This window comes from Aurantiacibacter sediminis, from assembly GCF_016019885.1.
Lineage (GTDB): Bacteria > Pseudomonadota > Alphaproteobacteria > Sphingomonadales > Sphingomonadaceae > Alteraurantiacibacter > Alteraurantiacibacter sediminis.
Genome location: NZ_JAEANY010000004.1, coordinates 40096 through 54569, shown reverse-complemented (window position 1 = coordinate 54569; position 14474 = coordinate 40096). Strand labels below are relative to the sequence as shown.

At 60.1% G+C, this 14474-nt stretch carries 11 protein-coding genes; 6 read left to right on the top strand and 5 right to left on the bottom strand.

Going from position 1 to position 14474, the window contains the following annotated elements; translation table 11 throughout:
• Positions 1–5 precede the first annotated feature (5 nt).
• Both I5L03_RS11730 and I5L03_RS11725 read right to left on the bottom strand, forming a co-directional pair.
• A complete protein-coding gene (locus I5L03_RS11730; protein WP_197921984.1) occupies positions 6–893 on the bottom strand; it encodes a hypothetical protein in 888 nt (295 codons plus the stop codon).
• Positions 883–2202, bottom strand: coding sequence for a replication-associated recombination protein A (locus I5L03_RS11725; RefSeq protein WP_197921983.1), 1320 nt, complete (start codon positions 2200–2202; stop codon positions 883–885). The genes I5L03_RS11730 and I5L03_RS11725 overlap by 11 nt, the downstream gene beginning before the upstream one ends.
• A 133-nt stretch (positions 2203–2335) precedes the next feature.
• Here I5L03_RS11725 and I5L03_RS11720 point away from each other — a divergent pair, with 133 nt between their 5' ends.
• Complete coding sequence (locus I5L03_RS11720) at positions 2336–3301, top strand: PadR family transcriptional regulator (protein ID WP_197921982.1); 966 nt, start codon at positions 2336–2338, stop codon at positions 3299–3301.
• A gap of 73 nt (positions 3302–3374) precedes the next feature.
• A complete protein-coding gene (locus I5L03_RS11715) occupies positions 3375–3830 on the top strand; it encodes a hypothetical protein (RefSeq protein ID WP_197921981.1) in 456 nt (151 codons plus the stop codon).
• Here I5L03_RS11715 and I5L03_RS11710 read toward each other — a convergent pair.
• Positions 3822–4991: a glycosyltransferase family 4 protein gene (locus tag I5L03_RS11710; protein ID WP_197921980.1), complete on the bottom strand. Its 1170-nt coding sequence runs from the start codon at positions 4989–4991 to the stop codon at positions 3822–3824. The genes I5L03_RS11715 and I5L03_RS11710 overlap by 9 nt on opposite strands.
• A gap of 158 nt (positions 4992–5149) precedes the next feature.
• Between I5L03_RS11710 and I5L03_RS11705 the strand changes: the two genes are divergently transcribed.
• Both I5L03_RS11705 and I5L03_RS11700 read left to right on the top strand, forming a co-directional pair.
• Positions 5150–5545, top strand: coding sequence for a thioredoxin family protein (locus I5L03_RS11705; RefSeq protein ID WP_197921979.1), 396 nt, complete (start codon positions 5150–5152; stop codon positions 5543–5545).
• A gap of 36 nt (positions 5546–5581) precedes the next feature.
• Positions 5582–6301, top strand: coding sequence for a cytochrome c biogenesis CcdA family protein (locus tag I5L03_RS11700; RefSeq protein ID WP_197921978.1), 720 nt, complete (start codon positions 5582–5584; stop codon positions 6299–6301).
• A gap of 50 nt (positions 6302–6351) precedes the next feature.
• On the opposite strand, the gene typA is transcribed toward I5L03_RS11700, so the two are convergent.
• Positions 6352–8190: a translational GTPase TypA gene (gene typA / locus I5L03_RS11695; RefSeq protein ID WP_197921977.1), complete on the bottom strand. Its 1839-nt coding sequence runs from the start codon at positions 8188–8190 to the stop codon at positions 6352–6354.
• Positions 8191–8545: 355 nt separating this feature from the next.
• Between typA and I5L03_RS11690 the strand changes: the two genes are divergently transcribed.
• Both I5L03_RS11690 and I5L03_RS11685 read left to right on the top strand, forming a co-directional pair.
• Complete coding sequence (locus I5L03_RS11690) at positions 8546–11263, top strand: TonB-dependent receptor (RefSeq protein ID WP_197921976.1); 2718 nt, start codon at positions 8546–8548, stop codon at positions 11261–11263.
• 95 nt (positions 11264–11358) lie between these two features.
• Positions 11359–11883: an RDD family protein gene (locus I5L03_RS11685; RefSeq protein ID WP_234035233.1), complete on the top strand. Its 525-nt coding sequence runs from the start codon at positions 11359–11361 to the stop codon at positions 11881–11883.
• A 62-nt stretch (positions 11884–11945) separates the two neighbouring features.
• On the opposite strand, the gene I5L03_RS11680 is transcribed toward I5L03_RS11685, so the two are convergent.
• Positions 11946–14456: an ABC transporter permease gene (locus tag I5L03_RS11680; RefSeq protein WP_197921975.1), complete on the bottom strand. Its 2511-nt coding sequence runs from the start codon at positions 14454–14456 to the stop codon at positions 11946–11948.
• Between the last annotated feature and the right edge of the window lie 18 nt (positions 14457–14474).

Here is a 14474-nt window from a genome sequence, read left to right as displayed (position 1 = left end):
TTGCCTCAAGCGACGCCGAAGGTCCACCCCTCAGTTTTAGCAATTTGCGGTGTCAGCGCTTGTGGTGACCAAAGCGCGTCATCCCGGGCCGCATTGCGGAGCCACGCGGCGGTGACAATCGCATCGCTTGAATGATCGTCGACTGGCCCGGTTTTACGCAAAGTCTCGCTGCCAAGATTGCCCAGCGCCTCGTCCAATTCCTCGTAAGTGCGTATCTTGCTGCGTGAGGCCGAGCGTCCGGCGGCCATGGATGCGAGTGCGGTGTAGATCTCGACGGCAACCGATCCGTTGTGGGGAAGCGGATCGATGGGCCAGACCCGCAATTTGCCGCGCAAGGCGTGAAGCACGCGCATGCCGGTGAGGCTCGATTTTCCAACCTGTGCCGCGCCCACAAGGTTGAAGTTGGAGTAGGGTTTGCATCCCATCTCTTCCTGCGCGCGCTCAGTGATGCGCAAACGACCCCGGCCGCCCGTTGCCCCGCCAGCACCGAAGCGCGATCCTTCGCGTCCTCCGTGGCGGCGGAAATAGTGCGAGGCTTCCGCGTGATCGACAAAGCTTCCGACGGAAAGATGCTCGTCGCCCACGCAGATGGCTTCGATTAGCGCCCAAAGCGTTTTCGCATCGGGTGGTGACCGGTCCCAGCCGGGGAAATAAGCGCCTTCATCCGCGAAGGGGAGGGCAATGCCGAGGTCGAGGCCGACAAGCGAGTTGTCCGGCAAGCTTTCCGCCAGCACATCGCGCACCTCGCCTCTGGTCCAGCCGGCATCGCGCTCCACCAGCACTGGCGGCCCGCCGCCGGCATGCGCTACAGCCATCGTGATCGCCTTGTGCCGCGCGCCTTTCGCGCCGGACCAATCCACGGCGATGAAATGCTCGAACTGCCTAACCGCCACGCTCGCCTCTCAGCTTCGCCCAATAGTCGAGCCGCTCCTGCACCTTACGCTCGAACCCGCGCTGGACGGGTTGGTAGAACTCCTGCGGCTCCATCTCATCCGGCCAGTAATTGTCCCCGGAAAAGCCTTCATCCGCATCGTGATCGTAGGAATAGCCCTTGCCGTATCCGGCATCCTTCATCAGTTTGGTCGGCGCGTTGACGATATTCATCGGGGGCATCAGGCTGCCGGTTTCCTTCGCGCTCCGCCACGCCGCTTTCTGAGCCTTGTAGACTGCATTCGATTTGGGCGCGGTGGCGAGGTAGAGGCAGGCCTGAACGAGTGCCAGCTCACCTTCCGGCGAGCCGAGAAACTGATAGGCATCGCGCGCAGCGACACACTGGGGGAGGGCGGCAGGATCGGCCATGCCGATATCTTCCACCGCCATGCGGATCAGCCGCCGCGCGAGGAACAGTGGCTCCTCCCCCGCCACCAGCATCCGCGCCATGTAATAGAGCGATGCCTGCGGATCAGACCCGCGCACCGCTTTGTGCAGGGCAGAGATCAGGTTGTAGTGCCCTTCCCGATCCTTGTCGTAAACAGCGACACGGCGCTGCAGGAACTGGCCGAGTGCAGCGGGATTGAGCGGCTGGTCGATCGCTGCATTGTAAAGTGTTTCGGCCTGGTTGAGCAGGAAGCGGCCGTCCCCATCGGCGCTCGCAACCAATGCGTCGCGCGCCTCATCCGTCAGTGGGAGGGGGCCTTCCAACTCCTCCGCCCGATCCAGCAATTTGCCCAAAGCCTCCGCATCGAGGCGATGCAGGATCAGGACCTGCGCGCGGCTGAGCAGAGCGGCGTTGAGTTCGAAACTGGGGTTCTCAGTCGTCGCGCCGACCAGTGTTACGACGCCCCGCTCGACGAAGGGCAAAAAGCCATCTTGCTGCGCGCGATTGAACCGGTGGATTTCGTCCACGAACAGCAGCGTGCGCTGGCCTGCTTTCTTGGCTTTCTCGGCTGCTGCAAAGGCTTTCTTGAGATCGGCAACGCCGGAGAAAACCGCGCTCACCGCCTCGTATCGCATGCCAACCTCCGCAGCGAGAAGCCGGGCTATGCTGGTCTTGCCTGTCCCCGGCGGCCCCCACAGGATCAGGCTGGACAGGCGGCCTGCGGCAATCATCCGGCCGATTGCACCTTCGGGGCCGGTAACATGATCTTGCCCGATGACTTCTGCCAGCGAGCGTGGACGCAGCCGATCGGCGAGCGGCGCATCTTCTGCCGCTTCGTCTGGTGTATCACCTGGGGGAGCGTCATCGCCAAACAGGTCAGCCATGGCTTCTCTCTGCCTCAGGCCGCGGCGGATGGACAGCAGCTTGAAAAAATTTTGCCCAATTGATGCGAAAGCCTCTTGTTACGATAGCTCTAAGATATATCTTAAGGCTGGGACGAGAAATGGAGTTCTGGCCATGGCCAAGAAGAAAGAGGCGGCTGGCAGGCCGCGTAAACCACGCAAGGCGACGGTAAATCGCAAGGCGACCACACGCCGCACCACAAAGCCTAAAGAGGAAGTTATCGAGGAAGAAGATCTCGAGCCGGTAGAAGGCGAAACCCCGCCCGAAGGTGCGGATTTTGACGTGCATGTCGAAGTCGAAATCGAAGATCATCCGGAAGGTGAGGACTTCGATGTCGACGTTGATGTCGATATCGAAGATGAGGAATACACGACCCGCGCCGGACGACGCAACAGGAACCGCGCCGAGTTCAAGCGCCAGTTCAAACGGGAATTCAAACGCGAGTTCAACACGGAAGACATCTTCGGCCCGGACGGTGTCTTTGGCCGCAATGGCCCGTTCGGCGATAATGGCCCCTTCAGCGCGAGCGGGATTTTCGGACCCGGTGGCCTGTTTGCCATGAACAACAATCGCAACCGTGGCCGGGGGCCGCGCCGTGGTGGATCGCCGCGCAAGCGTGAGCGCATGTTCGGCCCCGGAGAATTGCGGCTGGTGTTGCTGGCCATGCTCGCCGAAGAGCCGCGTCACGGATATGAGTTGATCAAGTCGCTGGAAGAAATGACCGGCGGTGCCTATTCGCCAAGCCCCGGCACGATCTATCCGACGCTGCAGATGCTCAGCGATGAAGGCATGATCGAAGAGCAGGAAAGCGAAGATTCGCGCAAGCTCTATCAAGCGACTGCATCCGGCATCGATGAGTTGCAAGATCGCGGTGATGAAGTCGATGAACTGTGGGAACGCCTCGGTCGCAAGGCAGAGCGTGCGAAGCCCGCAGCGGGATCATCAGACGTGTTCCGTTCGCTCGGCAATCTCGCCACTGTGCTGACCAACAAGGCAGCGCGGGGCGATTTGAAGGATGTGCAGAAAGAGCAGGTCATCGATCTGATTGATGCTTTGGCGCGCAAGATTGAACGGCTCTAGCGCCCCGGCGATTTTGCCAAACGACTAATTGCTGATAACCCTCCTCCGGGATTTCTCGGGGGAGGGTTTTTTCATGTCGATTGAACGTGCAGCCACGCCTTGGCACCTTTGGGTCGTGGGAATCGTCACGCTGCTTTGGCATTCAGGCGGGGCGGTGGATTACACGATGACGCAGCTGCGCCATGAAGAATATCTGCAGGCTGCAGCCGATCAGGCAGGTGTCTCGCTACAGGTCATTCTCGATTATTTCACGACGTTTCCGGCTTGGGCTGATGCCGCCTGGGCATTTGGTGTCTGGGGCGGATTTTTCGGGTCTTTGCTGCTTCTGTTTCGCAGCCGGTTTGCGTTGCATGCCTTCGCCATTTCCTTGGCGGGGCTCGCAGTGTCGACCATCTACCAAAGTACGGCGGACATGCCGGCAGAGCTCAACACCGCGTTCACGTGGATCTTTACCGCTATCATCTGCGCGGTGCTCATTTTACTGATTATCTATTCGCGCGCGATGGCGGCGAAAGGCGTGTTAAGCTGACACCGCCTGTTTCGCTCCGCCATGCTCTGAAACAAGGCGGAGATAGGCGTCGGCAACCGCCGAATTGATCGCATCCCATGAATACTCGCGGCTGCGCATTTCGCCCGCGCGCCCGTGAGCTTCGCGCAGGGCAGCATCGCGAATGTAAGCCTCGACAGCATCGGCAAACAGCTCGGCCTTTCCTGGCTCAACAAGCCGCCCGGTCACGCCATCCTTGACGAGGCTGGTGCTGCCCGTCGCGCGCGCGGCAACTACAGGGATGCCGCTCGCCATGGCTTCCAGCGTCACATTGCCGAATGTCTCCGTGATCGACGGATTGAGCAGCATATCCATGCTGGCGACGGCGCGGCCAAGGTCCGCTCCCTTCTGAAAACCGACGAAAGCTGCATCGGGGCAGTGTTCCGCAAAGAATCCCTTTGCCGGGCCTTCACCCACCACCAGCACTTTGTGCGGTACGCCGCGCGCCTTCAGCAGGTCCGTCGTTTCGGTGAAAACGTCGAGGCCTTTTTCCAGCACCAGCCGTCCAAGGAAGCCGATCGCAACATCCTCATCACCAATGCCCTCAGCGCGGCGCCATTCCATATCGCGGCGCGACGGATCGAAAATGTCGCGGTCCACCCCGCGCGCCCAGATCGAGATGTCATCGCCCATGCCCTGTTCTTCGAGCACATCCGCCATGCTTTGCGATGGCGCGACCAGCGCATCGCAGCGATTATAAAAACGCTTCAGAATAGAAACCGCTAAAGGCTCGAGGAAAGCGAGACCGTAATAGCGCGGATAAGTCTCGAACCGGGTGTGGACGCTGGCGAGGATGGGCAGCCCGCGAGACTTCGCCCAGCGCACGGCGGCATGCCCGGTGAAGTCTGGCGAGGAGACGTGCACGATATTTGGGCGGAACTCGGCGAGATCCCGCTTCACATCGGCGTTGAAGCCCAAAGGTATGCGATACTCACCGCGCCCGGGAATGGGGACATTGGGAACGCCCACCAGATCGCCTGCGGGCTCGAATGCGGGCTCATCGACCTTGGGTGAATAGATGCGCACCGATGCCCCCTGGCGCAGGAGGTAATCGGTCAGACGATTGAGCGCCTGGTTCGCCCCATCGCGGACATAATTGTAATTGCCGCTGAACAGCGCAACGCGAAGATCGGTTGTGTCCATTGCAGCTGGCTTTAGGCGAGTGCCGGGCAGAATACGAGGGGGCGAACACCGCGCTCGCAAAAAAGCCGGGCGACAGAATTTTTTGCGCAACACGTAACCGTCTGTCTCGGCGCGGCGAAGGGCATGGCACTGCACTTCCCTTTGAAAGGTTTTTCATCGTGTCCAAATTCAAAACCCTGTTTCTTGCCATCGCCGCGCTGTTCGCCGCGATCCCGGTCGCCGCTTCTGCGCAGGCCAGCCTGGTCGAATACTCAGCCAGCAGCTTCCGCGCTGCGCAAGAAGAGGGCCGTATCATCATCGTCGACGTTCATGCCGAATGGTGCCCGACATGCCGAGCCCAGCAACCTATCCTGAATGAGCTGCGCAATGATCCGCGACTTGCCGATGCTCTATTCGTCCGCGTCGATTACGATAGCGATCGCGCATTTCTTCGCGCGCACCGCATTCCGCGCCAGTCCACCATTCTGATTTTCAACGGCCGCGAAGAAGCTGCGCGTTCGATTGCCGAAACCAATCGCAATCGCCTGCGCTCCTTCGTGCTCGGCAATATCTGACGCGCTCACGCAAGCGTTCAAACGGAGCTCAGCACCATGATCAGCAGCATCGCCCTCGCATTCCTCGCGGGTCTGATGACGATCCTCAATCCGTGCGTCCTCCCGCTCGTGCCGATCATCATCGCCACGGCTTTGGGCAAAAGCAAAATGGGGCCGTTGGCACTGGCCGCTGGCTTGGTGCTGAGCTTTTCTGTATTCGGCCTGCTTGTCCTCGCTTTCGGCTTTTCGGTCGGTATTGATGAGCGGATCATTCGCACGGTTGCTGGCTGGCTGCTGATCGTGGCGGGCGGGGTGATGCTCATGCCACGCGCGCAAATGGCGCTCGCTGCTGCGGCAGCACCCGTCACGAATGCAGGCCAGCATATGCTCGGCCGAACCAGCGGCGAAGGCGCTGTCGGCCAATTCGTGGTCGGCGGTCTGCTCGGCCTCGTCTGGGCCCCGTGCGTCGGGCCCACATTGGGGATCGCCATTGCCGCTGCGGCGCAGGGCGAAAACCTACTCAACGCATTCGGCATTTTCCTCGTCTTCGGCCTTGGCGTGGCGACCTCAATTCTCGCCTTCGCCTACGGATCGCGCAAAGCGCTCGGACAGCGCAGCAAATCACTGCAATCGCTCGCCAAATATTCAAAGCCCATATTCGGCGGCGCAGTCCTGGCTGTCGGCGTCATGGTGCTGACAGGCGTCGACAAAATGATCGAAATCTGGGCGCTCAACCACATGCCACAATCGCTGGTGGAGTTCACCACGCGGTTCTGACGCGAAGAGGCTGAAGCCCCCTTCGCGTCAGCTAGCTTCGCTAGGTTCAATTAGTCCGCAGCGGCCCGCTTGGCGCGCTTGCGTTCGTGCGGGTCAAGGTGGAGCTTGCGCAGGCGGATATTTTCCGGCGTTACTTCCACGATCTCGTCATCACCGATGTAAGCGATCGCCTGTTCCAGCGTCATCTTGCGCGGCGGGGTGAGGCGGATGCCTTCATCCTTGCCGCTGGCGCGGAAGTTGGTGAGCTGCTTCGACTTGAGCGGGTTGACCTCAAGGTCATCTGTCTTGGCATTCTCGCCGATGATCATGCCCTGATAGAGCTTCTCACCCGGTGAAACGAACAGCACACCGCGCTCTTCAATCGTATTTAGCGCATAGGCCATAGCCTCGCCTTGTTCCATGCTGATCAGCACGCCATTCTGGCGACCTTCGATCTTTCCCTTGTAAGGGCCATAGCTGTCGAAGAGGCGGTTCATGATGCCTGTGCCGCGCGTGTCGGACAGGAATTCGCCGTGATAGCCGATCAGGCCGCGTGACGGCGCGACGAAGGTAAGGCGCGTCTTGCCGCCGCCGCTGGGGCGCATTTCAGTCATTTCGGCCTTACGCTTCGCCATCTTCTCAACCACGGTGCCGGAGAATTCATCGTCCACATCGACGACAACGGTTTCATATGGCTCCATCCGCTCGCCATTTTCCTCGCGATAGAGAACGCGAGGGCGACTGATCGAGAGTTCGAAGCCTTCGCGGCGCATGGTCTCGATGAGGACGCCGAGCTGCAATTCGCCGCGGCCTGCGACTTCGAACGCATCCTTGCCGGCGCTTTCGGTAATGCGGATGGCGACATTGCCTTCGGCTTCACGCTCCAGGCGGTCACGGATCACGCGGCTCTGCACCTTGTCGCCTTCGCGGCCCGCATAGGGGCTATCGTTGACGGCGAAGGTCATGCTGAGCGTTGGCGGATCGATTTCCTGCGCGTGGATCGGAACCGAGACGCTTGGGCTGGCGAGCGTGTTCGACACGGTGGCATCGGTGAGGCCTGCAATGGCGACGATATCGCCCGCCTTGGCGTGCAGGACAGGCTCACGCTCCAAACCGTTATACGCGAACACCTTCGTAGCGCGGCCCACTTCGACGACTTTGCCATTCACGTCGAGCGCGTGGATCGGCATGCCGGTTTCCAGGCGCCCGCTTTCGATGCGGCCAGTCAGAATACGGCCGAGGAAGGCATCGCGATCGAGCAGCGTCGCCAGCATGGCGAACTCGCCATCGGGATCGAGATCGGGCTCGGGCACGTGGCTCACGATGAGATTGAAGAGCGGCAGCAGGTCGCCTTCGCGTGCTTCAGGGTCTTCGCTGGCATAGCCATTGCGACCCGACGCGTAGAGCACGGGGAAATCGAGCTGCTCGTCATTCGCATCGAGATTGACGAAGAGGTCGAAGACTTCGTCGAGAACTTCGCTGGCGCGCGCATCCTGACGGTCGATCTTGTTAACGACCACGATAGGCTTCAGGCCAAGGCCCAGCGCCTTGCCGGTCACGAACTTGGTCTGCGGCATTGGGCCCTCGGCAGCGTCCACCAGCAAGATCACGCCGTCGACCATGCTCAAGATACGCTCCACCTCGGCGCCGAAATCGGCGTGGCCCGGCGTGTCGACGATGTTGATGCGATAGGAATGCTGGCCGCCCTCCGGCTTCCATTCGACACTGGTCGGCTTAGCGAGAATAGTGATTCCGCGTTCCTGTTCCAGCTCATTGCTGTCCATCGCCCGTTCTTCCACGCGCTGGTTTTCGCGGAAAGTGCCGGACTGGCGGAAGAGCTGATCGACAAGGGTGGTCTTGCCGTGGTCGACGTGGGCGATGATCGCCACGTTGCGTAGGGGCGCGGACATTGTGCAATTTTCCTGTGTACGGGCAGGCGGCGAACAATGCTGCACCTGCGAATTGGCGCGCCTCTAGCCTATGCTGGCGCAGGGGGCAAGTTGCATGGGTTCTATCCGTATTTACGCATGCGTATGCAAGGGAGAGCGGGTGTAGCACGCGCTTGCCTTACCAATAGGTCAGATATTTCCCTGTTGCGCCAATGTTACAGGTGTGATGACATATCGGGGATGATGCGCGAAGTGGAATTGTCGGAAACAATTGCGCCGAGTATCAACAATCGACTAATTCAGGTCGCTGAAGGACAGGGTTCTATCGCTCAAAAAAGGCGGAGACCCCCATCCTGAGGGAGAGATGGAGAATTCAATGAAAACTACGTTTGCTGGCATTGCCGGCTTTTCGCGTAACCTGCTCTGCGGCGCAGCTGCCGTTGCGCTGGTTGCTCCGGGCGTTGCTTTGGCTCAGGACGCAGAAGATCCTGAAGCGGCCGAAGAGGCTGATGAAGCACTTGGCAACACCATTCTGGTGACCGCCACCAAGCGTGAAACCACGCTGCAGGAAATCCCCGTCGCCGTGTCGGTGACCGGTGCGGAAACCCTTGAACGGGACGTCATCCGCGACATTCGCGATCTGCAAACCGTGGTCCCGTCACTCACGGTCGGCCAGCGCCAGTCCTCGGCCAATACCGGCTTCTTCATTCGCGGCTTCGGTAATGGCGCGAACAATGCGGGTATCGAGCCTTCTGTGGGTGTATTCATCGACGGCGTCTATCGCAGCCGTACCGCATCATCCATTTCCGATCTGCCGAATGTGCAGCGTGTCGAGGTCCTTCGCGGCCCGCAGTCGACCCTGTTCGGCAAGAACGCTTCGGCCGGTGTCATCTCTGTCGTCACGGAAGAGCCGCAATTCGATTTCGGTGGCAATGCCGAACTGACCTACGGCAATTTCGATCAGGTCGTGGCCCGCGGCTATGTCACCGGCCCGCTGGCTGACTCGGTCGCATTCAGTGTCGGTGCTGGCCTCAACAGCCGCGACGGTTTCTTCGAAGACCTCGGTACCGGCGATGCGGCCAACAATCGCGATCGCTGGTATGCGCGCGGCCAATTGTTGGTCGACAATGGTGAAAACCTTCGCATCCGCGTCATCGGTGACTATGACAGCATCGATGAAATCTGCTGCGGCGTCGTCAACGCGCAGAGCGGCCCTGCAACGGCGGCAGTTCTTGCAGTCGGCGGCCAGGTCACCGATCCGAACAACCCGTTCGCCGATGTGATCTTCAACAATTTCAACTCGGTCAACGACATTACCAATCACGGTATTTCGGCGCAGATCGATTACGATATCGGCGACTTCACGCTGACGTCGATCACCGCAAGCCGGACGACCGAGGCGATTACGGCTCAGGATTCCGACTTTACGACGGCTGACCTGATCTTCCCGAACTCGCAGGATCTGCGGATCGATACCTTCACGCAGGAATTCCGGATCGCCGGAACGATCGGCGATCGCATCGACCTGCTGCTGGGCCTTTTCTACATCAATGAAGATGTCGATCAGGAAAACCAGCTGCTCTACGGCGCGGACTTCCGCAATTACGCCAATGTGCTTACTCTTGGCGGTTCGGGCGGTGCATTCAGTCTGTTCCAGGATCCAAACAATCCCGGTGCTGTTCCGCTCGACCTGGCCTTCAGCCAGGCGTTCGGCCAAAACTTCGTAAACCAGTTCTTCCTTCAGGGGCAGGGCTTTACCGAAGCTTACACGCTGGATTCGGAAGCCTATTCCTTCTTTGGTCAGGTCGACTTCGAAATCATCGATGGTCTCGTCCTGACGCTGGGTGGCAATTACACGAACGACAGTAAGACCTTTACGCAAAACGCCGTTTCGACCGACGTGTTCTCGTCGATCGATTTTGACGCGCCGCAGCTTGCTCCGTTCCGCCAGCAGGTCCTCTTCGGCGGTGCTTTGGCACAGGGTGTGGGCGACGTACTTATGTTGGGTCGCCCGGCAACACAGGCTGAGATCATGACATTCGCGGGTGCGAATCCCGCAGTTTTCGGTCAGATCCAGGCCGGTGCGCAGGCTTTTGCCGGTGCGAATGTGAACAATCCGAATGCGAACCCGCTCGGTCCGCTGCGCTCGCTGCAGTTCCTGCCGCCGTTCCTTAACGTCCCCAACGCAGTTGAGGACGGTGAGGTGAGCGACGACAATTTCAGCTACACCGTTCGGCTGGCCTATGATGTCACGCCGGATGTGAACATCTATGCAAGCTATGCCACAGGCTTCAAAGCCAGCTCTGTCAACCTGACGCGTGACGCACGTCCGGCTCTGTCGGATCGGCAGGCCATCATCAATGCCGGGCTCGATTTGCCGAACCTGACTTTCGGTTCACGCTTTGCCGGCCCGGAAGAATCCACCGTGATGGAACTCGGCGTAAAGACCAATTTCGATTGGGGCGCGGTCAACGTGACGGTGTTCGACCAGGAGATCGAGGGCTTCCAGTCCAACATCTTTACCGGTTCCGGTTTCGTGCTTGCAAACGCAGGTAGCCAGTCGACCTGGGGCGTCGAGTATGAAGGTACGTTCTTCCCGGTCGATGGCCTGAGCATCAACACGGCTGTTACGTACCTCAACCCGGAATTCGACAGCTTCGTGCAGTCGGCACAGGGTGACATTTCCGGAACCACCCCGTCGGGCATTCCTGAATTCACTGTGATCGTCGGCGCTTCGTATGAAGCCGATCTGGGTAACGCGACGCTGACCCCGCGCGTGAACTACCTCTGGTCTTCGGAATACCAGCTGGTTGAAGGTCTACCGAACTTCGCAGTTCGCAATCCGGATGGCACGATTGCCGACGGTGGTCCGGCGATTGCTGCTGGCCTGCCGTTCACCGCTCGCCAGAACAACCTCACAGCATCGCTTACTTTTGCGCATGACAGTGGGTTTGAACTGCAGGTGTGGGGCCGCAACATCCTCGATGATCGTTACTTCGGCACCGTCTTCGATAGCCCGGCCCAGCCTGGCAGCGTTTCGGGCTATCCGAACGATCCGACGACTTATGGCGTCACCGGTCGCTTCCGCTTCTGAGCGCAGCGGCACAGATATCCTCTACGGAGGGAGGGGAAGGGGGCCTGCGGGTCCCCTTTTTCTTTGGTCACCAAGAGTGTGGCACTTGCAACAGCATGCGTTCTGTGATGCGATGTTGTGTCTGGTTTCAAAGAGGGGATTTTTTAATGGAATATGCAGGTTTCTGGATCCGCGTCGGGGCTTATATTATTGACTCAATTGTTGTCAGCATCGGAGCGGGCCTGATCGGCGGCATTGTTGGGGGTGTGATCGGTGCGGGCGTCGCCACCACGGGTGGTGACATCGGTGCGATGGAAAGCAGCCTCAACCTGACAGGCGGGTTCATCGGATTGGTGATCGGCATCGCCTATTACGCGGGGCTCGAAAGCTCGTCATGGCAGGCAACACTGGGAAAGAAAGCCGTGGGCATCATTGTGACCGACACGAATGGCAATCGCATCAGCTTCCTGAATGCGATCGGGCGTTACTTCGCAAAGATCTTGTCGGCGATCATTCTTCTGATTGGCTATATTATGGTCGCCTTCACGGAGAAAAAGCAGGGCCTGCATGACATGCTAGCAAGCACACTGGTCGTGAAAGGCCAGCCTGGCGATCACGGCGCCGCTGGCGTGTTCGACTAAGCCGTAGTTCTATTCGACGAGAAGATAACGGGCGGTTCTGCAGGGCCGCCCGTTTTCTTTTGTCATAGCGACCGCAGCGTTTGCGCGGGGCGAGCTCTGAGCAGAGGCAGCGATGCGCCGAGAGCGAAGGCGAAAACAAGCAGCAGCCCCCCGCCCAGAACGGCGAGAATTTCCGTCCAATCGGGCAGCCAATCGAACTCGAACAATTGCACCACGATCAGCCACGCAATCCCAGTGCCAAGAGCAAGCGCCACCCCCGCAAGTACGGCTGCGAGCAGGCCGAACTCGGCGAATTGCAGTGCGAGCAACTGTTTACGGCTGGCGCCCAGCACGCGCAGGATTACCGTGTCGTAAATCCGCGCAGCCCGCGCCGCAGCGATTGCTCCCAGAAGCACCGCGATCCCGGCTAGCACCGCCACCGATGCCGCGGCCAGAATGGCAATCGAGACTTGATCGAGGATGGCGCGTGCTTCGGTTAGGATCGGGCCGACTTCAATCACGCTGGCCGCAGGGAAGGCCTGCACCAGCTGTCGCAGCAATCCGCCAGCCTCAGTGCCCTCAGGCAGATCGACCGTTGCAGCCAGATTGTGCGGGGTGTCCTCCAGCGTGTTGGGCGAGAAGATATAGACATTGTTGAAGCCGAGGCTTTCCCAGTCGATGCGGCGGATGCTTGCCACCCGCGCAGTCCGCTCAACGCCCAGAACGGAGACGGTGATTATGTGCCCAACTTCGATCCCCGCAGCCTGCGCCAGATCGGCATCGATCGATACAAGGTTGTCGCCGCTATGATCAGCGTTCCACCACTCGCCTTCGACCACCGCATTGCCCTCCGGCAGCGTGCTGGAATAGGTGAGGCCGCGTTCCCCGCTAAGGCCCCATGCGCCTTCGGGTAGCTCTTCAAGCTCTGCGACCACGGTGGGATTGTCCGCAGGCCCGTAGGATACGATGAAGCCGCGCAGCGTCGGGACCGCTTCGATCACCGCATCTTCGGACACACCACCGATAATCGCTCCGAATTCTTCGAGGCCATCCTTGGGGATATCGAGGACGAAATAGTCTGGCGCGCGATCGGGCACGGAGCGCTGGATATTGCCGTCGAGGCTCGACTGGACGCCTGCGAGCAGGACGAAGGCGGAGAGACCAAAGCCGAGTGCGGTCACGAGCGAACCGGTCGCCGCGCCGGGACGGTGGAGATTGGCAATAGCTGCGCGCACAATCGGATTGCTCGCACGCGGTGCCTTGGCCGCAGCCTTGCGGATCGCGATGCCCAGCAATGCGAGTAGCCCAAGGATCAGTGCAGCACCGACAAGGAAGCCTGCCGAAAGAAGCGGCTGCGCAGAGAAGGCAATGGCGAGAATAGCGATCCCTGCAAGTCCAATTCCGACGGGAAGAGCAGCGGCTTTCCACTGCCGGGCCAGCGGCGAAACGCGCGCCCTCATCAGGGCCATTGCTGGGAAAGTCTTGGCGCGCGCCAGCGGAGGCGCGGCAAACACCATTGCCACAAGCAGACCGAATAGCATGGCGCGGACCAGCGCCCACCAGTCTAGCGTCAGCGATGTATTGACCGGCAATAGCGCACCCAGTGCATTGGCAAGTAACGGAGTGACCAGCACACCTGCAACAAGCCCGGCAAGCGAACCAACGAGAGCGGCTGCTCCCACTTCTAGCGCGTAGATGCGCGAGATGTCTCGCGATGTGGCGCCGAGGATCTTGAGGGTCGCGATCGAGTTACGCCGCGCCTCCAAATAGGAATTCACACCGCCGCCAATGCCGATTCCCGCGATGACGAGCGCGGCAAGACCCACCAGCGTCAGGAATTCGCCCATGCGGCTGACGAAGCGCTCTGCGCCCGGCGATGCACGGTCAGCCGTGCGTGTATCGAATGGGACGCCCGGGAAAGCTTCGAACAGCGCTTCCTCGACTTCCTCGGCGTCGTAATTGCCATCGAAAGCGAGGCGAGTTTTCGTCTCGTAAAGCGCGCCTGGGAGCGTCAGACCGGCTGCCGCAGGGAAGTCTTGCGCCACAATGATCGTCTGACCCAAGGCAAAACCTTCGCTCAGGCGATCGGGCTCTTCCTCGATGATGCCGGCGACCACCAATTGCTTTGAGCCGACTGTAAAGCTTTCCCCTTGTGCGACACCCAAACGCTCCGCTGCGCCGGGTGCGAGGAAGGCTTCATTGCCTTCAGGAGCGGCAGACGCGCCAGCGTCTTCGATCAGCAGCTCGCCATACATCGGATAGTTTGGCGCAACTGCTTTCAGCTCGATCGGGACAGCAACATCCTCGGTCGTCGCCATGGCCTGCATGCGATAGCCCGCCGAAAGCTCGCCATATTGTTCGAGGAATTGCGCTTCCTCCTCGCTCAGCATGCGCTGCCAGAGTTCGATTTCCAGGTCGCCGCCGAGAATGGCCTGACCTTGGGAATCAAGTTCGGTCTGAATGGCGGAGGTCAGGCTGCCGATTGCCGCTAGCGCACCAACGCCAAGAAACAGGCAGATGAGCAACAGGCGCAGGCCGCGAAATCCGCTGGAAAGATCACGCCGCGCGATCGTCCAAGCGCGGCCCCAGCTCATGCTGCTTTGTGCCACCGG